Annotated in this window: 25 protein-coding genes and 2 pseudogenes; 5 read left to right on the top strand and 22 right to left on the bottom strand. The window is 66.6% G+C overall.

Annotated elements, in window-relative coordinates; translation table 11 throughout:
* From ABSF49_RS04075 to ABSF49_RS04040, 8 genes are all read right to left on the bottom strand, one after another.
* Positions 1-205 (bottom strand): aminopeptidase P family N-terminal domain-containing protein (locus ABSF49_RS04075; protein WP_424111355.1); only part of this gene is annotated, 205 nt, incomplete at its 3' end.
* A gap of 292 nt (positions 206-497) precedes the next feature.
* Positions 498-1,133, bottom strand: coding sequence for a chemotaxis protein CheB (locus ABSF49_RS04070; RefSeq protein ID WP_424111354.1), 636 nt, complete (start codon positions 1,131-1,133; stop codon positions 498-500).
* A 171-nt stretch (positions 1,134-1,304) separates the two neighbouring features.
* The gene (locus ABSF49_RS04065; RefSeq protein WP_424111353.1) at positions 1,305-1,742 is read right to left on the bottom strand and encodes a universal stress protein; all 438 of its coding nucleotides are present in this window, start codon (positions 1,740-1,742) and stop codon (positions 1,305-1,307) included.
* 143 nt (positions 1,743-1,885) lie between these two features.
* The gene (locus ABSF49_RS04060) at positions 1,886-2,479 is read right to left on the bottom strand and encodes a PadR family transcriptional regulator (RefSeq protein ID WP_424111352.1); all 594 of its coding nucleotides are present in this window, start codon (positions 2,477-2,479) and stop codon (positions 1,886-1,888) included.
* A 160-nt stretch (positions 2,480-2,639) separates the two neighbouring features.
* A complete protein-coding gene (locus tag ABSF49_RS04055) occupies positions 2,640-3,275 on the bottom strand; it encodes an FMN-binding negative transcriptional regulator (protein WP_424111351.1) in 636 nt (211 codons plus the stop codon).
* A 90-nt stretch (positions 3,276-3,365) separates the two neighbouring features.
* A complete protein-coding gene (locus ABSF49_RS04050; RefSeq protein WP_424111350.1) occupies positions 3,366-4,130 on the bottom strand; it encodes a hypothetical protein in 765 nt (254 codons plus the stop codon).
* Positions 4,131-4,526: 396 nt separating this feature from the next.
* Positions 4,527-5,801 carry a flavodoxin-dependent (E)-4-hydroxy-3-methylbut-2-enyl-diphosphate synthase gene (ispG, locus tag ABSF49_RS04045; RefSeq protein WP_424111349.1) on the bottom strand — a complete coding sequence of 425 codons (1,275 nt, stop codon included), beginning with the start codon at positions 5,799-5,801 and terminating at the stop codon, positions 4,527-4,529.
* A gap of 238 nt (positions 5,802-6,039) precedes the next feature.
* A complete protein-coding gene (locus ABSF49_RS04040; protein WP_424111348.1) occupies positions 6,040-6,288 on the bottom strand; it encodes a hypothetical protein in 249 nt (82 codons plus the stop codon).
* 476 nt (positions 6,289-6,764) lie between these two features.
* On the opposite strand from ABSF49_RS04040, the gene ABSF49_RS04035 reads away from it, so the two are divergent.
* The 3 genes from ABSF49_RS04035 (at position 6,765) to ABSF49_RS04025 (ending at position 8,128) form a co-directional block, all read left to right on the top strand.
* Entirely contained in the window at positions 6,765-7,004 is a 240-nt protein-coding gene (locus tag ABSF49_RS04035; RefSeq protein ID WP_424111347.1) for a hypothetical protein, read from the top strand.
* A 227-nt stretch (positions 7,005-7,231) separates the two neighbouring features.
* Positions 7,232-7,546: a hypothetical protein gene (locus ABSF49_RS04030; RefSeq protein WP_424111346.1), complete on the top strand. Its 315-nt coding sequence runs from the start codon at positions 7,232-7,234 to the stop codon at positions 7,544-7,546.
* Positions 7,547-7,729: 183 nt separating this feature from the next.
* Positions 7,730-8,128, top strand: coding sequence for a hypothetical protein (locus ABSF49_RS04025; RefSeq protein ID WP_424111345.1), 399 nt, complete (start codon positions 7,730-7,732; stop codon positions 8,126-8,128).
* 250 nt (positions 8,129-8,378) lie between these two features.
* Here the strand turns inward: ABSF49_RS04025 and ABSF49_RS04020 are convergent, their stop codons facing one another.
* From ABSF49_RS04020 to ABSF49_RS03980, 9 genes and pseudogenes are all read right to left on the bottom strand, one after another.
* Complete coding sequence (locus ABSF49_RS04020) at positions 8,379-9,149, bottom strand: L-iditol 2-dehydrogenase (RefSeq protein ID WP_424111344.1); 771 nt, start codon at positions 9,147-9,149, stop codon at positions 8,379-8,381.
* Positions 9,150-9,208: 59 nt separating this feature from the next.
* The gene (locus tag ABSF49_RS04015; protein WP_424111343.1) at positions 9,209-10,687 is read right to left on the bottom strand and encodes a mannitol dehydrogenase family protein; all 1,479 of its coding nucleotides are present in this window, start codon (positions 10,685-10,687) and stop codon (positions 9,209-9,211) included.
* 38 nt (positions 10,688-10,725) lie between these two features.
* Positions 10,726-11,727, bottom strand: coding sequence for an ABC transporter ATP-binding protein (locus ABSF49_RS04010; RefSeq protein WP_424111342.1), 1,002 nt, complete (start codon positions 11,725-11,727; stop codon positions 10,726-10,728).
* A 23-nt stretch (positions 11,728-11,750) separates the two neighbouring features.
* A pseudogene (locus ABSF49_RS04005) lies at positions 11,751-12,278 on the bottom strand (carbohydrate ABC transporter permease); the annotation flags it as partial.
* 168 nt (positions 12,279-12,446) lie between these two features.
* A pseudogene (locus tag ABSF49_RS04000) lies at positions 12,447-12,749 on the bottom strand (carbohydrate ABC transporter permease); the annotation flags it as partial.
* A 4-nt stretch (positions 12,750-12,753) separates the two neighbouring features.
* On the bottom strand, positions 12,754-13,626 hold the full coding sequence (locus ABSF49_RS03995; RefSeq protein WP_424111341.1) for a carbohydrate ABC transporter permease: 873 nt from the start codon (positions 13,624-13,626) through the stop codon (positions 12,754-12,756).
* 210 nt (positions 13,627-13,836) lie between these two features.
* Complete coding sequence (locus tag ABSF49_RS03990; RefSeq protein WP_424111340.1) at positions 13,837-15,153, bottom strand: ABC transporter substrate-binding protein; 1,317 nt, start codon at positions 15,151-15,153, stop codon at positions 13,837-13,839.
* A gap of 171 nt (positions 15,154-15,324) precedes the next feature.
* Complete coding sequence (locus ABSF49_RS03985) at positions 15,325-16,281, bottom strand: sugar-binding transcriptional regulator (RefSeq protein WP_424111339.1); 957 nt, start codon at positions 16,279-16,281, stop codon at positions 15,325-15,327.
* Positions 16,265-18,616, bottom strand: a complete 2,352-nt coding sequence (locus ABSF49_RS03980; protein WP_424111338.1) for an FGGY family pentulose kinase — start codon at positions 18,614-18,616, stop codon at positions 16,265-16,267. Before ABSF49_RS03980 ends, ABSF49_RS03985 begins: the two co-directional genes overlap by 17 nt.
* A gap of 186 nt (positions 18,617-18,802) precedes the next feature.
* Between ABSF49_RS03980 and ABSF49_RS03975 the strand changes: the two genes are divergently transcribed.
* Positions 18,803-19,474: a peroxiredoxin gene (locus ABSF49_RS03975; protein ID WP_424111337.1), complete on the top strand. Its 672-nt coding sequence runs from the start codon at positions 18,803-18,805 to the stop codon at positions 19,472-19,474.
* Positions 19,475-19,583: 109 nt separating this feature from the next.
* Positions 19,584-20,375, top strand: coding sequence for a sulfite exporter TauE/SafE family protein (locus ABSF49_RS03970; protein WP_424111336.1), 792 nt, complete (start codon positions 19,584-19,586; stop codon positions 20,373-20,375).
* A gap of 100 nt (positions 20,376-20,475) precedes the next feature.
* Here the strand turns inward: ABSF49_RS03970 and dhaL are convergent, their stop codons facing one another.
* The 5 genes from dhaL to ABSF49_RS03945 all read right to left on the bottom strand — a co-directional run bounded on the left by dhaL (position 20,476) and on the right by ABSF49_RS03945 (position 25,938).
* Positions 20,476-21,096: a dihydroxyacetone kinase subunit DhaL gene (gene dhaL / locus ABSF49_RS03965; RefSeq protein ID WP_424111335.1), complete on the bottom strand. Its 621-nt coding sequence runs from the start codon at positions 21,094-21,096 to the stop codon at positions 20,476-20,478.
* Positions 21,093-22,100 (bottom strand): dihydroxyacetone kinase subunit DhaK, encoded by a 1,008-nt coding sequence (locus tag ABSF49_RS03960; protein ID WP_424111334.1) that lies wholly within the window; start codon positions 22,098-22,100, stop codon positions 21,093-21,095. Before ABSF49_RS03960 ends, dhaL begins: the two co-directional genes overlap by 4 nt.
* Positions 22,097-22,342, bottom strand: a complete 246-nt coding sequence (locus ABSF49_RS03955) for a hypothetical protein (protein WP_424111333.1) — start codon at positions 22,340-22,342, stop codon at positions 22,097-22,099. Before ABSF49_RS03955 ends, ABSF49_RS03960 begins: the two co-directional genes overlap by 4 nt.
* 129 nt (positions 22,343-22,471) lie before the next feature.
* Positions 22,472-23,470, bottom strand: coding sequence for an ABC transporter permease (locus ABSF49_RS03950; protein WP_424111332.1), 999 nt, complete (start codon positions 23,468-23,470; stop codon positions 22,472-22,474).
* Positions 23,467-25,938: an ATP-binding cassette domain-containing protein gene (locus ABSF49_RS03945; RefSeq protein WP_424111331.1), complete on the bottom strand. Its 2,472-nt coding sequence runs from the start codon at positions 25,936-25,938 to the stop codon at positions 23,467-23,469. The genes ABSF49_RS03950 and ABSF49_RS03945 overlap by 4 nt, the downstream gene beginning before the upstream one ends.
* Between the last annotated feature and the right edge of the window lie 6 nt (positions 25,939-25,944).

The raw sequence follows: 25,944 nt of genomic DNA, 5'->3' as shown, positions 1-25,944 counted from the left end.
CCGAGCGGGTCAGCAGCGCGACGCGGCCGTCGCCGCCGACATAGAGGCACTGGAAGAAGCAGAAGCCGAAGCTGTCGTAGCCGGTGAGCCAATAGTCGCTTTCCTGCGCGAACAGCAGCAGCCCATCGAGCCGAAGCTCGGCCATCGCGCCGAGCAGCCGGCGCTTGCGCGCGGCCATTTCGTCAGCGGTGAAGTGCACGGGCATGGCTGACTCCGGCTGGGGCATGCTGTGGAAAGATTGACGCGTGGCGTCCCTTCTCCCCGTTTACCGGGAGAAGGGACTGCTGATGCCAGCGAAATCCATGCGGTTCGCCGCCGTCAAGCCGCCGCCCGCTTGGGTCGTGGGTCAGTTTGGAATCCGCCGGTGATAAATTTCCTGGCTGCCAGATAGGCGCCTTGCTGGTCAGTTTTCTCGCGAGCCGCTTGCTTGATGACCTTTGGCGTGAGACGGCTCCCCGGCAAAGATCCAGGAAGAGTCAACCCCGCCATGCGGGCTTTTAGACGTTTGCTTGCGAGACCGGGCTAAGCCTGATGATGACGCCCGGTATCTTGCTCAACGGCAAGCAGAGATTTGGGTTGTCACGGAGAAGAGCGCTCAGCGGCATGTTTGGATCGAGAGCCTCGTCCGGGTCCTGCACTATTGCGAGGCCGCCGGCCTGTTCGACAGCAATGAGTCCGTTTGTCCCGTCGCTGCCACCCCCCGTCAGTATGATTCCGATCACGCGCGAGCCATATATGCTCGCCGCCGACCGAAAGAGCGGATCGGCGGCCGGTCTCGTGTAATTATCCTTAGGACCTTGGTTGAGCTGAATGAAACCGATCGGGCCGACTGTCATGTGATGGTCCGGAGGCGCCACGTAAATGTGGCCGCGCTCAATGCGCGCGCCATTTCTTCCGTGCTCGGCCGGAAGTGGGCCGGCTCCGGAAAGGATCGCAGGAAATTGGCTTACATGCGTAGGGCTGGTGTGAAGCACGATGAGGAGCGTGGACTGTAGGCTGGGCGGCAAGGCCGCGACAATTCCTGTAAGGGCATCGACGCCTCCCCGCGAAGCTCCAATGACCACAATGTCTCGCCGGGTTCCTATCAGGCTTCCCGGAGGGCCTTCTCGATTACCAGGCGCGATGCTGACCATCCGCTCCCCCTCTTCTAAGCCGACACGCCCCGGATGTGAGCTGTCATTCGGATCAGGCGTCCTTAGATGCTTGCCAAGCCTTCTAGCACCTTGACCATGTCCGCAAGCTCCGAAAGCCTCGTAGTCACGCTGGCGGCCATAGCCGGCGTGCAACGAAGCGCCGCCCGCGCCTCAGCGGTAGACCAGCACCGGGATCGTGCTGTGGGTGAGCACCTTGGTCGTCTCGCTGCCGACCAGCAGCGCGGCGACGCCGCGCCTGCCATGCGACGCCATGACGACGAGATCGCAACCGCAAGCGCGGGCGCAATCGATGATGGCGCGATAGGGCTGGTCGTGGACCTCGCGCAGTGTCTCGGCGCTGACGCTGGCCGCTTCGGCGGCCATCCGCACCTGCTCGAGCGCGCGCTCGGCGACGCGCGCCGTCTGCGCTTCGTGCTCTTCAGGCGTCTCGGCGACCAGCACCGCGTCCATTGAGGCGACGTTATAGGGCTCGCTGACGGTGATTGCGGTGACGCGCGCGCCGACCGTCTTGGCGAGTTGCACGCCATAGATGACCGCCTTGCGCGAAAGGTCGGTTCCGTCGGTGGGAATGAGGATGTGCTTGAACATCGCCCCTCGGCTCCTCCCCTTTTCGTTCATGCTGTCGCGCCGCTCCGATCGGGGCGATGACATGGGTCAAAAAGGGCGTGACGCGCGTCGGCGCGAGCGCGTCGGAGGGGAGACGGCGGCGGCCCGGCGCCGGGCCGCGCCGCTCAGAGCCGCTCGACCGCTTTGGCGGCGGTGTCGAGCGCGTCGGCGATCGCCTGGACCACGGCCGCGGTCGACTCGCGCCGACGGACGCGCAGGCGCACCGCCATCCGCAGGTTCTCCATCGCCCTGAGGACCGGCCCGAAGTCGCCGCGCCGCGCGCCCTCCGCGCCGTCGAGACGGGCGAAGATCGCGTCGACCTGCGCCTTGTTCTCGGCGACGAAGGCTTCGCCTTCGGCGGTGAGCGTGTAAAGCTTGCGCCCGCCCTGCTCCTGCGCGGCGGTCGCGTAGCCCATGTCCTCGATCATCGACAGGGTCGGATAGACGACGCCGGGGCTCGGGCTGTAGCCGCCGCCGACCCGCTCGCCGAGCGCCTTGATGATCTCGTAGCCGTGGCGCGGCTTCTCGGCCAACATGGCGAGAATGACGAACCGAAGGTCGCCGGAATCGAACGGGCGGCCGTCGCGCGGTTCGTAGCCGCCGCGCCAATGGCGGCCAAAGCGCCCGTCGCGGCCGAAGCCGTCATGGACACAGCGTCCGCGCTCCTCGCCGCGGCCATCCCGTCCATGTTCATCTTGGTTGAAGTGTCTGAAATGCATTGCTTTTCCTTTTGAGTTGCGATCTATCGCGATATGTCTATTCAAGACCGATCACGATATATCTTACAGCAAGATATATCGAAACATGTCGAAGTCAAGCGGAAAATTGCAAAATGGCCGGAAGCGGCGGACGGACGGCGGGCGGGCGCCTGCGAATGCGCTATTTCGCCGCCTGGCCGACGATCGCCGCCATCGCCAGCGCGTCCGGGTCGCCGTCTTCGGTCAGACCGGCGATCACGCCGGCGCGGTCGGCGGCCGGACGGTTCTGGCTCGCCTTCCATTTGCCGCGCAGATCGTCGATCTCGATCTCCAGGCCGACGATCTGGCGCGCCATCGCGGCGACGAAATCCTCGGGCGCGTCGTCGACCGCCCATGGCGCGGCCCGGCCGCCTTCGTGCGTCGCGGTGAGTTCGGCGATCTGGCCGCGCAGCCAGGCCTCGTCCTCGATCACCTTCGCGCGGCCGCGCGCCTGGACCATCACGTAATTCCAGGTTGGCACGACTTTGCCGGTCTCGCGCTTGGTCGCATACCACGACGGCGAGATGTAATGGTCGACGTCCTGGAACACGACCAGCGTCTCGGCCTCCCCCTGCAGCTCGCGCCACAGGCCGTTGGCGCGCGCGACATGGGCGCGCAGCCGACCGAACCGCCCGATCCCGGCGTCGATGAGGAACGGAACCGCATTGGCGGCGAGCCCCTGCGCCCCGCGATTGACGATCAGGCCGAGCGGCCGGCGGCGGATCAGATCATGCAGGGCGGCGAGATCGTCCTGGCGATGGAGCGGCGGTTCGTACATCGAAGGCTCCGGCGTGCGGGCTCGAGCGGCCCACGTCAGCTTGCGCCTTGGTAGCGCAGGGCGCGCCGGCGCGCCATCCGCCCGCTGCCGTCACGCCTCGTCGACGGCGCCAGGCCCGTTGCGCCAGCGCTCGAGGTTGTCGAGCGCGACGGCGCGATCGTCGAGACCGCCGTCGTCGCCGATTTCCTCCAGCGTGGCGACCGCTTTCACCGCGGCGATGCGCAGACAGCCGAGCGCGGCGAACAGGCGGGCCGACGGCTCGGCGCCGTCGAGGAACGGCAGCAGCCGCGCCAGCATGCCGCGCCTTCTGATCTCCGCGCCGATCTGCGACTGCTCGGCGACGATGGCGTTGCGGACGTCCTTGTCGCTTTCGTCGTCGCGCCAATCGATGAAGCGGCACGCGGTCAGCCGTTCGGCCGCGTCCTCGAACCGCGTCATCAACGCGTCGTCGTCCATCTCGGCGAGGGCTGGACGCGTCGGCGGCGGCGTGCGCGCGCGCGCCCCCAACGCCAGCGCCTCGCGGGTCGTGCGCTTGGCCATCACCCCGCGCCACGCCGCTTCGCTCAGCGCCGGCGCGAAGGCGCTCAGCAGCGCCGCCGCGCAGATGCGAATGTCGGGGTCGTCGCTGTCGAACAGCGGCTCGATCTCGGGCGCCGTCGCCTTCAAGCTCAGCGCGCCGGCGATCGCCGCGCTGTCGGCCAAGCCGCGCTTGGCTTCCTCTCGCGTCGGCAGGACCGCGTCGGGCGGCGCGCCGCCGGATTGGAAAACCCGGCCGACGCCGCTTGCGTTCGCCGTCTCGGCGAACAGAAGCAGCAGCCGCTCGGTCGGCATCTGCGCATAGTCTTCCGGGCTCACGTCAGGGCTCCGTATCGCCACAATGCTTCCGATCCCACCCGCCGGAGGCGGCGCGGCGGAGCAACGGCGTCGGGCCGACGGCGAGGCCGTCCGCGCCGCAACGCACGCCGTCTTCGCTGAGACCAAAGAAACGGATGAACGGAAGCGCGCCCAAGCGGCTTCTCCATAGAGAATTTCAACCTGTGAAAGGAGAACACAACGAGAACATATGGTCAAGGAAATGGGCGCGCCGCGGCGAATAAGTGACGCTACCTGTGACGCTTAGCGCGGACTGGCGTGACGCCGGCGCCGTAACGGCCGCCGCACGCCTCCCATCGCGTCGGCGTTACGCGCAAACACGACGCGCATCGCTCGGGTCCGCGCGCGTTATCTCTGACGTCAGCGAATGCGAGCGCCCTACTCCGCGGCCATGCCGCGGCCGCCGAAGCGTTTCTCTACGTAAGCCTCGACCAGCCGCTTGAATTCCGCGGCGATGGTCGAGCCCCGCAACGTCACGGTCTTGACTCCGTCGACGAACACCGGCGCGGCGGGCGTCTCGCCCGTGCCGGGCAGCGAGATGCCGATGTCGGCGTGCTTGCTCTCGCCCGGACCGTTGACGATGCAGCCCATCACCGCGACGTTGAGCGTCTCGACGCCGGGATAGCGCGTCTTCCACTGCGGCATCGCTTGTTCGAGGAACGATTCGATCTGCTGCGCCAGTTCCTGGAACACGGTCGAAGTGGTGCGGCCGCAGCCGGGGCAGGCCGCGACCTGCGGCGCGAAGATGCGGAAGCCCATCGTCTGCAGGATCTCGCGCGCGACCTTCACTTCCAGCGTGCGGTCGCCGTTCGGCTCGGGCGTCAGGGAGACGCGGATCGTGTCGCCGATCCCTTCCTGGAGCAGCACGCCGAGCGCGGCGGACGAAGCGACGATGCCCTTCGAGCCCATGCCGGCCTCGGTGAGGCCGAGGTGGAGCGCGTAATCCGAACGGGTCGCGAGGCTGCGATAGACGGCGATCAGGTCCTGCACCGCCGAGACCTTGGCCGACAGGATGATGCGGTCGCGCTCGAGGCCGATCGCCTCGGCCCGCGCCGCCGAGATGAGCGCCGACTGGACCATCGCCTCCTGCGTCACCGCCCGCGCCGACAGCGGGCGCGAAGCCAGCGCGTTGGCATCCATCAGCGTCGTCAGCAGTTCCTGGTCGAGCGAGCCCCAGTTGGCGCCGATGCGCACGCACTTGTCGTTCTTGAGCGCGATTTCGACGATCTGGGCGAACTGCGCGTCGCGCTTGTTGCGGAAGCCGACGTTGCCGGGATTGATGCGGTATTTGTCGAGCGCCTCGGCGCAGGCGGGATGGTCGGCGAGCAGCTTGTGGCCGATGTAGTGAAAGTCGCCGATCAGCGGAACCTCGACCCCCATCGCCAGCAGGCGGTCGCGGATGCGCGGGACCGCCGCTGCGGCCTCGTCGCGGTCGACGGTGATCCGCACCAGCTCCGAGCCGGCGCGCGCCAGCGCCGCGATCTGGCGCGCCGTCGCCTCGACGTCGGCGGTGTCGGTGTTGGTCATCGACTGGACGACGATCGGCGCCCCGCCGCCGACCGTCACCGCGCCGGCGCCGCTGCCGATGCGCACTGGAACGGCGGCGCGCCGCAGCGCAGGGCCGAAAGCGGCGTCCGGCAACGGTTGGTTCATCGCTGGCTCTCGACGGGCGGAAGGGGGCCTATGGAAGCGCTTTTAGGACGGGCGGGGCAAAATGTCACCCGCGGCGACCGCGGGTCCGTTCGATGTCCGGACTTGGCCGGGAGGGGACGGGCGCCTTCGTGCAATCGAAATGTCGAAGCGGGCACTCACGCCTGCACGGCGTCGCAGCCGCTCTCGACGCCTTGCGGCATGTCCGCAACGAGATCAGACGAATCCGTGACCGCGCGCATCAAGCGTATCTATCGCCGCCGGCTGCGCCCGGCTGATCCGCCCTGCCGCGCGGCAAACTCCTCGCGGTGTGTGCGGCATAGGGGTCGCGATTCATCCGGCGCGAATGCACACGCCCGCATTCTACGCAAACGAAGATCTCGACGACGAGATCGAAGACCGGATCGTTTGGCTCAATCCGTTTGAACCTGAGTTCGCCGTGGCAGAGTTCGCAGTGCAAGGACAAAGGGGGCTCGACGAGGTTACGCATATGCAACCTCCTTTCGTACGACATCCGTCGTAAGGATTCCGCGGGACGCTCAAAGGGGTCCCGATCAATGTGCGATTTCGAAGGAAGCCTGACGCTTTGGTCTGGCGCGGCGATTGTGACAAACGCTGGAGTTTACTAGCGCCGAAAAGCGGCGCGACGAAGGCGATGGCGAGCGTCGCTCGATGGAAGCAACGATATCAGGCTATGGCGACAGACTGATCGAGACGCCGATGGCCTATTGTTTGCCGGAGAAGTGGGCGCGCAGGAGCGTCAAGGCCGGAAAACAGTGAAGCCCCGGTCACATAATGTAATGGCCGGGGCTATGTCTGATGCGGCGCCATGCTTCTCTCTGTTGTGGATTTCACGTAGAGCTGAGCCCTCATCACGGCACGGATTGAACCTACACCTTCCCGAAAAGGAATCAAGGGCGCCGGGTTTCAGAAAACCGATCGGTTTGAAATCGACGTTCAAACCGCGTGCTGGAAAACGTCTCGCTGTGCGCCCATACTATCGAGATGGTCGAAAATCACCCGTTCACGATCACGGTTGAACCCGATCTTTTGCGCGATGGCCGCTTCCGCTGGACGCTCTGCGAAAACGAACAGCCTCGCAATCGATCCCCCGTGTCGTACGCCACAAAACGCGAGGCCCTCGCCGACGCCGCCAAGGCGCTGAAGAAGCAGATTGCCGACTGGCGGCCGGCCAGATGGCTGTAAGTCATCTTGCGGCGGCGCCAACCTGACTTGCCCGACCGCATCGAGAAGAAACGCTGAGGGAGTTCGGGACGATGTCTGACGCATCCGCGCGTCGGCCCGCCGCGCCAAGGCGAGAAGACTATGCGATCGTGCCGGGCTCGCGAGGGCCACGCCGGGACTTTCGCATCAGCGTCGGCCTCCGTGAAGGCTGGGACCCTGAAGGCCGCGTCTTCGACGTTTCCGAGGCGGTGCGCACCGCCCGCGCCTGGATGAAGCGCAGGGTCGAGGCCGGTCAGCCAGCGTTGTCCGGAATGTTTACCCGAGCGGAAGTCACCTACGCCTGGCCGCGCGCGGACGGCACGGTCGGTTCGGATCGCGAGCCGGTGGCGGAATTTACCGGCGAAGCGGTTCACGCCTATCTCGGCCAACTGCCGGACGCCGACATCGAGGCGATGTTGAACGAACTCGCGGCCGCGCTTGGCGCGGCGCTCGGGCAAGAGCGCATCTATGTCGCTTTCTCCGACCGGACATGGATTCTGGATGCCGGGGAACGACAGGCGTAACCGCAGCGCCGTCGCCGTCAGCCCGGGCCAGCTAGGCGCATCGCACTTGGCTCCGCCGCGCGCCTGCGCCAATTTCGACCCTCGACTCCGGTCGTGGCCGGATGAATGTGGGGGAAGCGAGCCCAGCGCACGGCAAAGACGGCTTGGGTTTGGCCTGCGGCTCGTAACGGGGAGGCGGCTGCCATGAGGCTATTGAAAATCCTGGGGCTGATTGCGCTTGCGGCCGGCGCCGCGCAGGGCGCGTTGGCGCAGTCGAGCGACTATTCGGGCAAGTGGCTGTTCAGCGGGCTGATCTTGTCCGGCAGGACGGCGCTGAGTTTCGCTCAGGTTTGCGACGTCACACAGACGGGCTCGCAGATCGCGGGGCTTTGCAAGGGGCCTAACGGCGGCTGCTCGGCCGTCGGAGTCATCAATGGCGGCAGCGTCGAGCTGACCTGTCAGATGACCAACCTCAGCAACCCGAGCCTGTCTGGCCTCTTGACGTTTCACGGCGCGGTCGCGGCCGACGCCGTCGTCCGGGGAACTGTCGTCCACTCCAAGGCGCCGGGAACAAACGGACAAGCGGCGATGATGCGCTTGTAAGCTGTGAACGCGCGCCGAACCGCTGATCGCCGTCGTATCGCATTGAGAATATTCGAGGCGACAGGATCAGACTGCGGTCGCCCGCTTCACAGTTTCCGCGCGTGGCTCCGAGCCGCGCGACGCGAGCCCGTCTCGAACTTGCCGACGCCCGCTTCGCATGCGCCTCGGCTCGAGGCGGTCTCGCGTCCCGTCGCCCGTCGTCCGCCGCTCCGGGCGGGCGCTTCCCCCACCTCCGGCCGCTTCAGCGGCCTCAACTCATCCAGTTGCCGCCGTCGACGTTGAGCGTCTGAGCGACGACGTAGTCGCTGTCGGACGAGGCGAGAAACACCGCGGCGCCGACATGGTCTTCGGGCAGGCCCATCCGCCCGAACGGCACCGCCTCGCCGACCAGCCGCTTTTTCTCGCCGAGCGGCCGATGCTCGTATTTGGCGAACAGCGAGTCGACGTGGTCCCACATCGGCGTATCCGCCACGCCGGGCGAGATGCCGTTGACGTTGATGTGGTGTTTGATCAGGTCGAGGCCGGCGGACTGGGTGAGCGAAATGACCGCCGCCTTGGAGGCGCAATAGACGCTGACCAGCGCCTCGCCGCGTCGGCCCGCCTGCGACGAGAGATTGATGATCTTGCCGCCCTTGCCGCGCGCGATCATCCGCCTAGCGACCGCCTGCAGGGTAAAGAACATGCCCTTCGCATTGACCGCGAACACCTTGTCCCAGCTCGCTTCGGTGACTTCGACGATCGGGGCCAGGTCGAAAACGCCGGCGCCGTTGACGAGAATGTCGATGCCGCCCCAGCGCGCTTCGACCGCGGCGACCGCGTTTTCGATCGACGCCATCTTCGTCACGTCGACCTCGACCGCGAACGCTTTGTCGCCGTGCAGCGCCGCGGTCTCCTTGGCCTGCGCGAACGATACGTCGGCGACCGCCACTTTCGCCCCTTCGGCGACGTAGCGATTGACGATCGCCGCGCCAATGCCGCGCGCGCCGCCGGTGACGAGGGCGACCTTATCCTTCAGTTTCACGGTTCCATTTCCTCTTCAATTGAAAGCGGTCGCAGCCTCGAGGCGGCCGGCGCGCCCGCTTACAGCCGGCCGGCGAGATAATCGTCGAGCGTGGCGCGGACGCCCTGCGACCACAGCTTGGTCAGGGCGTTGGAGAAGGCGGCGACATAGGAGGGCGTATCCGACAGCGCGCCGAAGATGTCGCGCATGGCGAGGAAGGCGCGCGGGTCAGCGCGCGCCGGCCGCGCCGCCTGCTGCAGGCGATCCCAGTTGGGGTCGTTGGGCGGGATGATCTTGCCGCTCTCCGACTCGCCGTAGCAGTAGCGGCACCACAGCGCCGAGACCAGCGCCAGGCCGACGAAGCTCTGCCCGGCCTTCAGCCGGTCGACGACGCTCGGCAGAATGAACTTCGGTTGCCGGTTCGAGCCATCGAGGCACAGGCGCGCGACCGTGTCGCCGATCTTCGGGTTGGCGAAGCGTTCGGCGACCTTGAGGCGATAGGCTTCGAGACTGACGCCGGGCGGCGGCGGCACGACCGACAGAATCTCGCGCTTGGTCAGGGTCTCGAGGAAGGTCGCGATCTGCTTGTCCTCCATCGCCTCGTGGACGAAATGCACGTCGAGCAGCCCGGCCGGATAGGCGATCGTCGCGTGGCCGCCGTTGAGGATGCGGATCTTCATCAGCTCGTAGGGCGCGACGTCGGCGACGAAGGTCACGCCGACCGTCTCCAGCGCCGGCCGCCCGGCGGGGAAGCGGTCCTCGACCACCCACTCGCGGAACTGTTCGCAGAACACCGGGAAGTTGTCCTCGACCCCGTACTGGTCCTTGAGGATCGCGCGTTCGCGGTCGGTGGTCGCCGGCGTGATGCGGTCGACCATAGAATTGGGGAACGCGACATGAGCGCGAATCCAGGCCGCGAGCTCGCGATCGACCGATTCCGCCAGCCCGGCGACGGCGTTCTCGCAGACGTGGCCGTTGCCCGGAATGTTGTCGCACGACATGACGGTGAACGGCGCGACGCCGGCTTCGCGACGGCGCTTGAGGCCGGCCGCGATCAGGCCGAAGGCCGATTTCGGCGCGTCGAAATGGGCCGCGTCATGGGCGATCTCGGGATGGCGCGGATCGAACTTCTGTGTCGCCGGATCGATGCAATAGCCGCCTTCGGTGACCGTCAGCGACACGATGCGGATCGCCGGCCGCGACAACATTTCGAGCATCGCCGCGACGTCGAACGGCTTGACGAAGTCGATCATCGGCGCGGTCACCCGGACCGTCGTCGCCTGCGCCTCCTGCTCGACCACCGTCGTCAAGTAATCCTGGGCGGCGAGCTTGGCGCGCATGTCGATGTCGTATTCGCGCACGCCGGCGCCGACGATCGCCCAGTCGTGATCGCGTCCCGAAGCGAACAGATCGTCGAGATAAACCGCCTGATGCGCGCGGTGGAAATTGCCGACGCCGATGTGAACGATTCCGGCGCGGAGACTTGCGCGATCATAGCCCGGCGCCGCGACGCCCTTGGGCAGCCGGCCCAGCGCGGCGGCGGAAAGTTTTACGCTCATCATTTCATTCCCATTCGACTGTGTTCGCAGAGATGCGATCACGCCATTCGCCGGCCGTCTTCGCCGAAGCGATGCACGTGCGCCGGACGCGGCGTGACGAAGATCCTGTCGCCCGGTGCGATCGGCGCCTCGCCGGCGAGGCGAATGGTCAATGGCCCGACAACGTCGGACTCGGCGTGCAGGAAGGTGTCGGAGCCGAGGTGTTCGGCGACCCTCACCGACGCCTGCCACTCGCCGGCGGTGGTCGAAATGTCGGCGTGCTCGGGCCGGATGCCGATCGTCGTCGCGCCGCGCCTGGCCGCCACTTCGCCGCGGATCAGGTTCATCTTCGGCGAGCCGATGAAGCCGGCGACGAACAGCCCGTTCGGCCGGTTGTAGAGTTCGAGCGGCGAGCCGACCTGCATCACCGAACCCTTGTCGAGCACCACGATCTTGTTGGCCATGGTCATCGCCTCGACCTGGTCGTGGGTGACGTAGATCATCGTCGTCTTCAGCGCGTTGTGCAGTTCGCCGATCTCCACCCGCATTTGCACACGCAGCGCCGCGTCGAGATTGGAGAGCGGCTCGTCGAACAGGAACGCCTTGGGCTCGCGCACGATCGCCCGGCCGATGGCGACGCGTTGGCGCTGGCCGCCGGAGAGCTGGCGCGGCTTGCGGTCGAGATAGTCGGACAGATTGAGAATGCCGGCGGCCTTCTGCACCTTCTGTTCGATGATGGCCGGCGGCTGCTTCGCCATCTTGAGCGCGAAGGCGATGTTGTTGCGCACGCTCATGTGGGGATAGAGCGCGTAGGACTGGAACACCATCGCCAGCCCGCGCTGGGCCGGCCCGACGTCGGAGACATCGAGGCCGTTGATCAGCACGGCGCCGGAGGTGAGGTCCTCAAGGCCGGCGATCAGTCTGAGCAGCGTCGACTTGCCGCAGCCCGACGGGCCGACGAACACGGCGAATTCGCCATCCTCGATCTTGAGATCGACGCCGTTGATGATGTTGACGGCGCCGAAGCTCTTGCGCACGCCTTTCAGTTCGATGCTGCCCATGGTCGGGTTTCCTTAGATCCGGATCACTTGACGGCGCCGAAAGTCAGGCCGCGCACCAATTGCTTCTGCGAGAACCAGCCGAGGACGAGGATGGGCGCGATGGCGAGGGTCGAGGCCGCCGATAGCTTGGCCCAGAACAGACCTTCGGGCGCCGAATAGGAGGCGATGAAGGCAGTGAGCGGCGCGGCGTCGTGGGTCGTCAGGTTGAGCGTCCAGAACGCCTCGTTCCACGACAGGATGACCGCCAGCAGCATGGTGGAAGCGATGCCCGGCACCGCCATCGGCGTCAGCACGTGGATGATCTCGTTCATCAGCGAGGCGCCGTCCATGCGCGCCGCTTCGAGAATGTCGACCGGGATCTCCTTGAAGTAGGTGTAGAGCATCCAGATCAACAGCGGCAGGTTCATCAGCAACAGCATCAACCCGATGCCGAATCGGGAATCGAGCAGATGCAGGTCGCGGAACCACAGGAAGATCGGCACCAGCACGCCGACGCCCGGCATCATCTTGGTCGACAGCATCCACATCATCACGTCGGTGGTGCGGCGGGTCATGATCCAGTAGATGATCGGCAAGGTCGCAACGGCGGCCACCGGTCCATAGACACGCCAGTCCGAACGCGCGTCGCCGACCAGCCACAATAGGACGGCTGCGACGGCGATGGCGGCGAGAATGACGATATAGAGCCTGCGCGTGAGCGCGCGCTCGGGAACGACCGTCGGAGCGAAGGCCATCGACCAGGCGGCCGGCACGGCGATGACGAGGCCGATCACGTTCGCGCCGATCGACAGAACGATCGAATTGTAGGCGAACAAGAGATAGTTCGAACGATCCTGGACCTCGACGTAGTTCTCGAGCGTCCAGTGGAAGAACAGGAACTTCGGCGGATAGGCGAAGGCGTCGAGCTCGGTCTTGAAGCTCGTCAGGAACGTCCACAGGATCGGGAAGAAGATCAGCAGCCCGACCGCCCAGGCGAGGGCGGTGACCCCGAGGCGTCTACTCATCGATTGCCGTCGCGCCATGGCCCTAGCCCTCCAGATTCCTGCCGATCATCCGCATGAGGAAGATGGCGACGACATTGGCGAGCACGACGGCGACGATGCCTCCGGCCGAGGCGCCGCCGACGTTGAAGTTGAGCAGCGCCTCCTTGTAGACGAGGAAGGCGATGTTGGTGGTCGCGATGCCCGGACCGCCGGAAGTCGTGACCAGAATTTCGGCGAAAACGCTGAGCAGAAAAATCGTCTCGATGAGGATGACGACGGTCACCGCGCGCGCGATATGCGGCACGATGATGTAGCCGAAATAGGAGACAGGCCCCGCGCCGTCGAGTTGCGCCGCCTCCTTCTGCTCCTCGTCGAGCGACTGCAGCGCAGTCAGCAGGATGAGGCTGGCGAAGGGCAGCCATTCCCACGAAACGATGAGGATCACCGAAACCATCGGCCAGTTGGTGAACCACACCGGCGTCGGCAGACCGAGCGACCTGGTGACCCAGGTGAAGAGCCCGGACTCCGGGTTCATCAGCAGGTTCTTCCAGACGAGCGCGCTCACCGTCGGCATGACGAAGAAGGGCGCGATGACCATCAGCCGCAAAACGTTCTGACCGAACACCTGCTGATCCATCAGCAGCGCCACGAGCATGCCGCCGACAACGCTGATGACGAGCACCGAGGCGACAAGGATCAACGTGTTGCCGAGCGCGCCGGCGAAGTTGGGATCGGAAAGGAAATGCGCGTAGTTCTGAAAGCCGATGAATCGCACATTCGTCGGATCGAGCAGGCTGTAATGCAGCAATGAAAAATAGAGGGTCTGCGCCAGCGGCGCGAGCATCCAGGCGAACAGCAAAATGACTGAAGGCGCGACCAGGATGCGTCCTGCGGTCGTCGTCTGTCGGGTCGCCATCGGTTTCGCCCCCGTCGAGGTGTCAAATCGCGCGCCGCGCCGCTTTCGCTTGGCGTGACTTTGGATGGCGCGCGAGCGCGTCGATCCTAGCGCGGCCTCCCGCTCCTGGCCCCTTCCCCTCCCCGAAACGAGGGGGAGGGGCGGGGGGACAGGGAGGGGTTGCCCCCGAGGGCCGCAGGCTTGCGGCGGCCCTCGTCTTTCGCGAGCGGCTTACTTGATGTAGCCGGCCTGCTTCATGGCGTCTTCGGTCGAGGCCTGCGCCTTGGCGAGCGCCTCGTCGACGCTCATCGTGCCGGCGAGCGCGGCGGAGAAGTCCTGCCCGACGTCGGTGGCCATGCCCTGGAACTCGGGAATCGCGACGAACTGCACGCCCGTGTAGGGAACTGGCTGCACGGTCGGATGCAGCGGATCGGCCGAGTTGATCGAGTCGAGCGTCATCTGGGCCCACGGCGCCGCCTTCGCGTACTCCGGGTTCTTGTAGAGCGAGGTGCGAGTTCCGGGCGGAACGCGCGCCCAACCTTCCTTCGCGGCGACGAGTTCGGTGTAGTGCTTCGAGGTCGCCCAGCCGATGAACTTCTCGGCGGCGTCGACTTTCTGCGAGCCGGCGGGAACTGCGAGCGACCACGCCCACAGCCAGTTGCCGCGCTTGCCGAGGCCGTTGTCGGGCGCCAGCGCGAAGCCGACGTCCTTGGCGACCTTCGACTGCGACGGGTCGGTCACGAAGCCGGCCGCGACCGTGGCGTCGATCCACATGCCGCATTTGCCGGCGTCGAACAGCGCCAGGTTCTCGTTGAAGCCGTTCGAGGAGGCGCCGGGAGGCCCGTCGGCCTTCATCAGCGAGACATAGAAGTCGAGCGTCTTCTTCCACTCGGGCGAGTTGAACTGCGGCGCCCACTTTTCGTCGAACCAGCGCGCGCCGAAGGAGTTGGCGGTCGCGGTCAGGAAGGCCATGTTCTCGCCCCAGCCCGCCTTGCCGCGCAGGCAGACGCCGTAGATCTCGCCGGACTTGTCGGTCATCTTGTCGGCGGCCTGCTTGATGAAGTCCCAGGTCGGCTTCTCCGGCATCGTCAGACCGGCCTTCTTCATCAGGTCGGTGCGATACATCACGAACGAGCTCTCGCCATAGAACGGCGCGGCGTAGAGCTTGCCGTCGGACGAGAGGCCGGCGCGGATGGCGGGCAGCAGGTCGTCGACGTCGTAGTCGCCGCCGAGCTTGTCGAGCGGATCGAGCCAGCCCTTCTTGGCCCAGATCGGGACCTCGTAGGTGCCGATGGTCAGCACGTCGAACTGGCCGGCCTTGGTGGCGATGTCGGTCGTCACCTTCTGGCGAAGGACGTTCTCTTCCAGCGTCACCCAGTTGAGCTTGATATCCGGATTGGCCTTGGTGAAATCGTCCGTCAGCTTCTGCATCCGGATCATGTCGCCATTGTTGACGGTGGCGATGGTCAGGGTGGTGTCGGCGTAAGCGGGAAGCGAGAAGCCGGCGAGCGCCACCGCGCCCAGCAGGCCCTTCACGAGCACCTTCATAGCGTATCCTCCGATCGGCAATGCCGGTTTGGGCAATTGCTACTGTAGCGGGCGAATATTCACATCGTCACGCCGCCAGTGTCAACCCGAAATCGTCGCTGCGCCGCACAATGCGAGCGCCCAATCAAAATTCAAATGATTGTTTTATATGATATATTTGCGCGCTACCGCTCAGCGGCGCAGCAGATGCTCAGCCGTCGCCTCGTCGGTCACCAGGCCGGAGATCAGCTGCCCGACCAGCGCCCCGCGGATCGCCGCGCGGCGCAGCGGCCCCATCGCGACGCCGATCATCAGCCGCTTGGTCGGCCGGTGCAGCGGCGCGCTGGCGACGCGCTCGTTGGTCAGGCCTTCGATCAGCTGGCCGCGCGCGTCGAACGCCCAGCCGGTGATCTCGCCCACCGCGCCGGCGCGGCGCAGGGCGTCGTTTTCCTCTTCGCTGATGAAGCCGTCCTTCAACAGCGGCGTGTTCTCGCCGATCGAACCGACGCCGACGAACGTTGCGTCAGCCTGCTCGACCAGCGACAGCACCTTGCGAATCGACGGCAGACTGGTCAACAGCCCGCACTCCTCGGCGGTGCGGGCCAGCACCGGCACCGCCATCGGATAGAGCGGCGCGCGCACCGTATCCGAGACGCGCATGATGACGTCGTAGAACGAAGCCGAGCCGTCGGTCTTGGTGGTGCCGACGAGCCCGACCAACCGGTGTTGCGGACATTCCATCTGCGGCAACTGGTCGCCGACGGCGCGCATCGTGCGGCCGGTGCCGATGCCGATGATCACCGGATCGGTGCGGCGCAACCAGCGCTCCATCTCGGCGGCGGCGATCTGGGCGATGCCGAGGGTCGCGGAGTTCGAGGCCGGATCGGTCGGCGAAATCTCGCAATAGCGCAGGTCGTAGCGCTGGCGCAGCAGCGAAGCGAGCTCCATGCAGCGCGCGATCGGATGGTCGAGCCGCACCTTGATCAGCCGCTCGCTGATCGCCAGCGACACCAGCCGCTGCGCCGACTGGCGCGAAACGCCGAGCTTCTTGGCGATCTCGTCCTGGGTGTTGCCGGCGACGTAGTAGAGCCAGCCGGCGCGCGCCGCATCGTCGAGGCGCGCGCTCTCGCCGTCACCGTTTCTCGCCATCGTCGCGTCCTTTCGCTCGATCGCATCCGTCGGCGGCGCGCCGCCCCCGTTGCTCGCGGATGCGCCGCGGCAGCTCGCGCATATCGTCGAACACCTGCGCCGCGCCGGCGGCGCTGAGACGCTCGCCATGCGCATGGCCGACGATATGCCCGCCGCCGAGGAAGCCGAACACCGTCATTTCGGCGCGCACCGCCGCGGTCACGCCCGGTTCGCTGTCCTCGATCACCAGACAATCGACCGGCCGGGCGCCCATGCGCTTGGCGGCATGCAGGAACAAGTCGGGCGCCGGCTTGCCGTGCGCGACTTCGGCCGCCGAGAACAGGTTGGGCTCGAACAGCGGCGTGTAGCCGACGATGCGCAGCGAGGCGCGGGTGCGCTCGAGCGAGCTCGACGAGGCGATGCAGACCGCGCCGCCGCCGAGCTCGGCCAGCGCCTCGCGAACGCCCTCGACGCCCTTCAGCTCGTGCTCGAACGCGGCGATGATGTCCTGGGTCAGTTCGTCGAGAAAATTCGCCGGCAGCTTCGACCCGAGATCGCGCTCCGCCATGCGGCGGATCGCCTGGGCGCTGACGCCGAGGAAACGCTCGCGCGCCTGTTCGGCGCTGAGCTCGAGGCCGTAGCGGGCCAACACCGCGCGCGTGCGCTCCAGCGCGATCGTCTCGCTGTCGACGATCACGCCGTCGCAATCGAAGATGATCACCTTCGGCCAGACCGCGGCGCGCTCGCCCTCGCGCATCGCCGCGCGCGCCGTGCGCTCGGCCTCCTGCAGCGCTTCGAAGACGCGCCGCTTGGCGGCGTGCAGGGCGGCGATCTCGCCGCCCGCTGGCTCGCTGACGAGGCCGAGCTTCGACATCGTCGTCATCGCCTCGATGAGCGTTCGCCGCCCCGCGGCGACCGCGCCGAGCATCGCCCCGCCGAGCAGCACCGGCTCGCTCGTCTCCGGCGCGGCGACGGGCCGTCCGGTCGCGTCGGCGACGATCTGCCTGACCAGGGCGCTACGCGCCGCGCCGCCGCTGGCGACGAGCGCGTCGCAGGCGAAGCCGTTGCGCTCGAGCAGGCGGATGACCTGTCCCAGTCCCTGCGCCAGGCCGCACAGGCCGGCGACGTAGAGCGCCATCGCGCTCTCTTCGTCGTCGCGAAGGTCGAAGCCGACCACCGCGCCGCGCGCCGCCGGATCGGCGTGGGGCGAGCGGTTGCCGAGAAAGTCGGGCAGGACGTGCAGGTCGCGGGCGAGCCGCGCCGCCTGCGAGGCGCCGCCGGCGCGGGCGACGATCTCGCGCTCCAACGCGTCGAAGGCGCTGGGCCGCCCGGCGACGCCGGCGAAGGCCGGGCTCATCCGCATCAGGCGATCGATCGCTGCGCCGAAGGCCGACTGGCCGCCTTCGTCGAGCCATTGGCCGGGCGTCAGCGCCGCATAATGCGGGCCCCAGACGCCGGGGATGAAGCGCGCCTCGTCGGCGACCGCCATGCAGCAGGCGGAGGTGCCGAGCACCAGAGCGATGCGGCGGCGCGGATCGGCGATCTCGTCGCCGCGCGCGGCGGCCAAAGTCGCCAGCGCCCCGGCGTGCGCGTCGATCAGCCCGGCGCCGACCGGGACGCCCGGCGGCAGGCCGAACGCATTCGCCGCATCGGCGGCGAGCCCGCGCCCCAGCGCCGTCCCCGGCGCGACGATCTCGGCGCCGATGCGGGCGAAGCCCGGCCCGCCGAGCGCCCCCAGCCCGACGCCGGCGAAGAAGTCCTGCGGCCAGCGCCGCTCGCGCGCCAGATAGAGCCATTTGCAGGCAACGGTGCAGGCGGAGCGGGCGAGCGAGCCGGTGGCGCGGAAGGTGAGGAAATCGGCGAGATCGAAGAAATGGCCGGCGGAGGCGAAGACGCGCGGCGCGTGGCGGGCGAGCCACAGCAGCTTGGGCGGCTGCATTTCCGGCGAGATCGCGCCCCCGACATAGCGCAACGCGTCGTGGCCGCCGCGGTTGATCAGCTCCGCCTCCTCGACCGCGCGGTGATCCATCCAGACGATGACGTCGCGGGCCGGATCGCCGCTCGGCCCGACCGGAAGCGATTGGCCGGACGGATCGAGGACAACCAGCGAACAGGTCGCGTCGAAGCCGATGCCGCCGACCGATTCCGGCTTCACGCCGGCCGCTTCGATCGCCGCGCGCACCGCGGCCACGGTCGCCGCCCAGATGTCGGCCGAGGACTGTTCGACAATGTCGCCGGCCTCGCGCCAGGTGGCGATCACCCGCCGCGCATTGGAGAGCAATTGCCCGCGCAAAGTGAAAACGCCCGCACGAACGCTGCCCGTTCCCACGTCGACGCCGATGAGCGCCTCATCCATGACCGGTCCCGATCCTGAGCTGGGCGCTAAAATTTCACTTGCCGGCGGCGCGCGCAAGCGGCGCGGCGGCGCGGCGCGAAATGCTCGGCCTATATTATACATCTCTATGCGTTATAAACATTGACTTACGATATCATTATGATATAGTCGGCGTATGTGGGAATTCTTGTCGATTGGAGGAAGCCAATGCTGCAGATCGGCCAAATTGCGCCCGACTTCACCGCCGAAACGACCCAAGGCAAGATCCATTTCCATGAATGGATCGAGGGTTCGTGGGCGGTGCTGTTCTCGCACCCCAAGGATTTCACCCCTGTCTGCACCACCGAACTCGGCTCAGTCGCGCGGCTGAAGGGCGAGTTCGATAAGCGCGGCGTCAAGGTCATCGGCCTGTCGATCGATCCCGTCGCCGACCACCTCCGCTGGGAGAAGGACATCGAGGAAACCCAGGGCGCGGCGGTCAACTTCCCGATGATCGGCGACACCGACCTGTCGATCGCCAAGGCCTGGGGCATGCTGCCGGCGGCGACGCCGGGCAGTTCGGCTGGCCGCACGCCCGCCGACAATCAGACCGTGCGCACCGTCTTCGTCATCGCTCCCGACAAGACGATCAAGCTGCAACTCGCCTACCCGATGACGACCGGGCGCAACTTCGACGAGATCCTGCGCGTCATCGACTCGCTGCAGCTGACGGCGAAGTTCAAGGTGGCGACCCCCGCCGATTGGAAGGCCGGCGGCGACGTCATCATCACCGGCGCCGTCAGCGACGAGGAGGCCAAAACGCGCTTCCCCCAGGGCTGGCGGACCCCCAAACCCTATATGCGCATCGTCAAGCTGCCGGACGCCCCGAAGCAGAATTGACTAAGTCTAGTAACTTAGTCTAACAAGCCGCCGACGCGCGCGTCCGCGCCGGCTGGAACCGTACGCGCGTGCGGCCGGCCTGCGGCGCGGGTCGTTTCGGGAGCGCTGGATGCCGGCCTTTCTGCACGCGATCAACCCGCTCTACTCGCTTTCCGGCCTCGTCGTCGGCGCGCTGGTCGGTTTTACCGGGGTTGGCGGCGGCTCGCTGATGACGCCGCTGCTGGTGCTGGTGTTCGGCATCCACCCGGCGACGGCGGTCGGCACCGACCTGCTCTACGCCGGCCTGACCAAGATCGGCGGCTCGGCGGTGCACAGCTACAACCGCGCGGTCGACTGGCGCATCGTCGGCCGGCTCGCCGCCGGCAGCGTCCCCGCCGCGGCGCTGACCCTCGTCCTGCTCAACTATTTCGGCAAGGACACCAAGTCGGTCGGCACGATCATCACCTCCGTGCTCGGCTTCGCCCTGATCTTGACCGCCGTCACGCTCGTCCTGCGCCGCTGGCTGCTCAAGCGGCTCGCCAACGCGCTCCAGCGCTGCTCGGCGCGGCAGATCACCGCCCTGACGATCGCGCTGGGCGCCGTGCTCGGCGCGCTGGTGTCGCTGTCGTCGGTCGGCGCCGGCGCGATCGGCGTCACCGCCCTGCTCACCCTCTATCCCAAGATGCCGACCGTGCGCATCGTCGGCTCCGACATTGCCCACGCCGTGCCGCTGACGCTGATCGCCGGGGCCGGCCATTGGTGGATCGGCTCGGTCGACTGGTCGCTGCTGATCTCACTGCTGATCGGCTCGTTGCCCGGCATCGCCGTCGGCAGCGCGCTCGCTTCGAAGGTGCCCGACCGGATCCTGCGGCCGGTCCTCGCCGGCACGCTGGCGCTGATCGGCGGCCGGCTGGCGTTCTGACGGGCGGCGGCGCGGCGCGCCGCCGCGCTGAGGACCGCCGCCACGAGCGCGGCCGATTTCGCCGGCGTCGGAGGGCCCGCCTCGCCCGTTCCCGATCGGCCTACGGCGTCGCCGCAAGCCCCTCGAAGATGATGGCGACCGAGAGCGCACCGGGGTCGACGAACCCCACGCCTCGCTCGCCCATTGTCCTCGCTCTCCCCATATGCGGGACCATCGGCCGCGTCGCTTCCGCGCCAGCGGCGGCCGCGCTCGCCGCCTTGCGCAACGCGGCGTCCGGCCCTTCGTCGGCCGCGGCGCGCAAAGCTTCGACCGCCGGCAGCAACGCATCGACCATGGTCTTGTCGCCGGGCGACGCCTTGGCGCGATTGCGCACCGCCTGTGCGGCCTCGGCCATCGCCTCGGCCAGCGTGCGCCCGTCGATCTCCTTCGCGCCGATCGCCTTCCCCGCACTCGAGAACCACGTGCCGAAGACGATGCCGCTGGTGCCGCCAGCGCCCATCAGCTTGGCGCCGAGAATCGCCAGATCGGGGCCTGGCGACGCCGGCGCCGCGCCGTAGGCCGTCTGCGCGGCGGCGAAGGCGCGCGCCATGGTCACGCCATGATCGCCGTCGCCGAGATCGCGGTCGGCCTGGCAGAGCCGGTCGGCGCTGTCGATCATGCGCTGGCAGGTCGCCAGCAGCCGTCGGCGCCATTCGGCGGCGGAAAGCGTCTTGGCGCTCATCGCGCGCCTCCGACCTGGACAAAGCCGGGCGAGGAAGCGGGTGCGGCGAGCGCGGCCTCCAGTTCCCGGTCGAGCCGCATGAAGGTGAGCGAGAAGCCCGCCATCTCCTGCGAGGTGAAATAGGCGCCGATGTCGAACCGGCCGACGACGATTCCCGCCTCGGCGAGCAGCAACCTCAGTTTGCGGTTGACGATCAACAACTCCATGAACGTGGTGGCGCCGAGGTTGTTGAGCAGCGCGGCGACGCGATCGCCGGCCTTCAGCCCGAGATCGGCGCCGATGCGCTTGACCATGTCCTCGACGAGGCGGTCGGCCGGCGGCAGCTTCTGCCGCGACACGCCGCGCTCGCCGTGCAGGCCCATGCCGATCTCGATCTCGTCGTCGCCGATCTCGAAGGTCGGGACGCCGGTGTTGGGCAGCGACCCCGGCCGAACCGCGACGCCGATGGTGCCGAGGGCGGCCTTGGCGCGCTCGACCAGCGCGACCGCTTCCTCGAGCGTGGCGCAATGTTCGCAAGCGTAGCCGGCGACCTTGACCTGATAGACCGCGCCGGCGATTCCGCGCCGCGCCGAAGGATCGGCGATCGCGACGTCGTCGGCGACGACGACGGTGCGGCAGGCGACTCCCTCGGCTTCGAGCATCTCCGAAGCGACGTCGAAGTTCAGCACGTCGCCGGCGTAATTGCCGTAGACGAACAGGACGCCCTTGCCGGCGTCGACCGCGCGCGCGGCGACGGCGATCTGGTCGGGCGACGGCGCGGCGAAAATCTCGCCTGCGACCGAGGCGTCGGCGAGCCCCGGACCGACGAAGGCCGAATACATCGGCTCATGGCCCGAGCCGCCGCCGATCACCAGCCCGACCTTGCCGGCCCGTTTGTCGCGTCGGCTGAGCACATTGGCGTCGCCTTCGCGCACGATCGCGCCGTTCGCCATCGCGACGATGCCGTCGAGCACCTCGCTGACGATCGACTCCGGCGCGTTGATGATCTTCTTGACTTTGCTCATTGCGAAATTTCCCCTGCGGCGACTGCGAACGCCGCGTCGAGCGGGACGATTTCGATCGGAACTTCGCTGGCGCGAAGCCGATCGATCTCGGCCTGATCCGCCCCTTCGGCGGCGAGGATGCGATCGCATTCCTCGAGCCGCCCGAACAGGCGCATCGGCGAATCGCCAAACTCGGCGTGATCGAAGGCGAGCAACGCGCGCCGCGCCGCGTTGCGGCCCTGCGTTTTTTCCTTCGACGCCAAGCTTGATCGCCCGGATCCGTCTCTCAAGCTGATCCGCGCCTCTTCCGCGTAAGCGCCCGACGCGCCCTTCTCTGCCAACCTACACAGCTTTCGCGGTGGACGCACCCGATCCGGACCGAGAGCTGGGCGTCACTTTGCCGCCGACGCGACTGGAGGTTTTGTCCGCCGGCCAAGAGTGGTTCCGCCGGCCAGGGCGAGAACTGCGATGATCACGGCCCCTTCCACCACATCTTGGGTTCCCGGCGGCAATCGAGCAATCTGCATGGTCGTGACGATGAGCACGAGCAGGACCGCGCCGAACATCGTGCCAACGGCGGTGGCCGACCCCCCGAGAATCAGCGTCCCTCCCAATACGACCGCGCCGAGCGACTGCAGAAGGAAGGGTTGCCCCATTTCCAGAAACGCGCCTCCGACATAAGCGCCAAGAAGCAACCCAGTGAAGGCGGCCAGAACCGAACTGGCGAGAAATGCGCCAGCCGCGACGCGGATCGTCTTCACGCCGGCGAGCCGCGCAGCCAGCGCGTTCTGGCCCACCGCCGAAAGCGTTCGCCCATAGGCGGTGCGATTGAGCGCGAGCGACGCCGCGATCATGACCACAAGAGCGACGACAGCCATGATCGGAACGCCGACGACTCGCGCGGTGGCGATCGCGCGCAGCGTCGGGGCGATCGTGAAACCGGGGATCGCGCGATTGGCCAGCAGCGACGCCGTCGCCAGAACGTAACCGGTCGCCAAGGTCGCGATGATCGCCGGAATGCGCGCGAGAAGGACAAGCGCAGCGTTGATTGCGCCGACCAACAGACCTAACCCGAAGGTCACGACGACGCCGAGAAAGAGGCGACTGTCATGACCGCCGATAACGATCAGGGCGACGTATGCGCTCAAGGTCATGACGCTGGAGATCGACAGGTCGATGTTGCCGTCGCCCGTCGTGACGACGGCCATCTGGCCGAGCGCCACCAGGACCAAGAACGAGCTGGAAATCGCGACGCCGGAGAGACTGCTGAGACTCAGCTGGCTCGTGACGGCGGAAAGCAGCCCCCACAAGATCAACACACCAAGAAGCGACCAAATCCAGCGATTGCGGATGGTCCAATCGGACACCTCCGGAAGTCCGAGGGTCTTCATGAGTTGCGACTCCGCATGGTGGCGACGGTCTTCAACGCGAGAATGATGAGCAGCAGGGCGCCCTGCACCGCGGCGTTGTAATCGGAGCTGACGTTGAGCATCCCAAGAAAGGCGCCGATCAGAGAGAGCGTGATCGACCCGGCCACCACGCCGATCGGGGAGATCAAACCGCCGGCGAGGCTGCATCCTCCAATCACGACCGCCGCAACGGAAAGCAGCGTGTAACTGCCGCCCGAATTGTAGTCGCTGGCGGTGTTGATCGCCGTCAGGGACAAGCCGGCCAACAGCCCAAACACGCCGGCGATGAAGTAACGCAACGTCGCGTATTTGGGCGCGGACCAGCCCGCTCGGCTCATCGCAACCGGGTTGGCGCCAAAGGCGCGCAACGTGACGCCAAATGGCGTGCGATCGAGAACAAAAGCGATCGCCGCAATGAGAACCAGCACAATGAGCGAGGTCGGGATGTTGGGGATCGACCAGCTTATCGCTGCGGTCAGCCATTCGGGGCTGGCCCCCCCTGGCGTCGGCTGCAAAGTATAGGCGATTCCGCTCCAAATGAATGAAGCGCCCAGCGTCACGACGATAGCCGGGATGTTACGCAATTGTATCAAGGCGCCGAGCACACAATACGCACAGATTGCGCCGACGAAAGACAGAATCCCGACGCTTGGCGCGTCGACGAGAATGGTGGCGCTGAGCACATTGATCAATCCGGCGAAAGCGCCGATTCCGAGGTCGATCTCACTGCCGCCCACGACGAACATCTGAGCGAGGGCGACGAGCGCAACTGGAACCGCCGCCCATAGAAGCAGATCGAGTCCGAATACCGAGGCGATCTTCGGGTTTTGGGCGACCATCACAGCCAAGATCAACGCGAGGCTTATGAACGGCGCTCCTGCCGAAAGGGATCTCGTCCACCCCTCCCATTTGCGCGAAGCGTCGCCTGCGGCCGCCAAGCGGCTCGTCGCGGTCGTGAACGAAGCGTCGACGATGTTCTGTTCTGTGATCGCCTCGTCGCGCAGCTCCGCAACGATCTTCCCGTGGGCGAAGACAAGCACGCGGTCGCATTCCAGGAATTCCCGGTCTTCGGTGGAGTGCCAAATGATCAGCCGTCCCGACTGGGCGATTTCCGCCGTCAGCGAATAGAAATCCCGTTTCGCCGTCACGTCGACGCCGCGCGTGGGATCGTCGAGCAGAATGATCGGCGCGTCGGCGACGAGCGCGCGCCCGACCAGCGCCTTTTGCTGGTTGCCGCCGCTCAGTTCGAGAATTCCTGATTTCAGTCGCTCGACGTCGAGATGCAGGCGTTCCGCGGCGGGGGACACGACCCGTCGTTCGTCCGCGGCCGAGAGAAGTCGAAACATCGGCAGAGCGGCAACCCGGCCGAGGCCGATATTCGCCAGAACGCTCCAAAGCGGAAACAGGCCTTCGCGCAATCTGTCGCCGGAGACGAAGCTCGCCTCTCCATTCCTGACGATTGAAGATTGCTTGTCGCGGCTAGGCGAGAAGATTCGGTGGAGCACTTCTTTTTGACCGCTGCCCTCGAGCCCGGCCAGCCCGACGATTTCGCCCTCGCGCAACTCGATATCGTGGCCGAGCGTCGAGACCGATTCGCCGGCGATTCGAACGCGAACCGCCCCTGAGGCAAAGTCCACTTTCGCGCGCAAGGACTCCGGCAGTTCGGCGGCTTCGCCGCCCATCATCCGCACCAGATCCGCAACGCCGATTTCCTTGGTGTCGCCGATCCAAACGAGCTTGCCGTTTCGAAGCACCGCCACCCGAGTCGCGACATCGACGATCTCGAACAGCTTGTGGCTTATGAATATGAAAGACAGGCCTTTGGCGGCCTGACCGTGCACGTAGGCGCGCAACTGCTGGCTTCGCTCGGGACCCAACGAGGACGTCGGTTCGTCGAGAATGATCAGTCTGACGTTGGGCGTGGCGGCGGCGCGGGCGATTTCCACCATCTGCCGCTCACCGATCGGCAGCGCACCAACCTCACGATCGACCTCGATGGAATTGCCCGGAAATACGACGTCGAGGGCGCTTCTGGCGCGCGCTCTATATACGTTTCTCCATCCTGGCAGAAGCGTCGCCGCTTTCGGCGCCTCAAGGAAGAAATTCTCGGCGACCGTCAGGTTGTTGCAGAGCGACAGCTCCTGGTGGACGATGCGGATGCCGATGTTCTGAGCGTCGCTGGCATTGTAGAAATCGAACGACAGCGCCTTGCCGGCGAAGGCGAGGCTTCCGGCGTCCGGCTTCGTCACGCCGCACAGGATGCGCATCAAGGTGCTCTTGCCGGCGCCATTGCCGCCGACGAGGCCGAGCACATCGCCGCGAGCGACCGCGAGAGAGATTTCACAATTGGCGAGGGTCGGCCCAAAGGCTTTGGTGACGCCATCGAGCATGACCAAAGCGCTCTGGGGAGATTGGCGGTTCACAGCTTCATCGCCATCGGAATCGCTCAAGGTGAT

Origin of the sequence: Roseiarcus sp. (assembly GCF_049514155.1) — a bacterium.
Taxonomy (GTDB): Bacteria; Pseudomonadota; Alphaproteobacteria; order Rhizobiales; family Beijerinckiaceae; genus Roseiarcus.
Note: the sequence above shows the minus strand (reverse complement) of the source record. Positions and strands in the feature narration are given on the sequence as shown.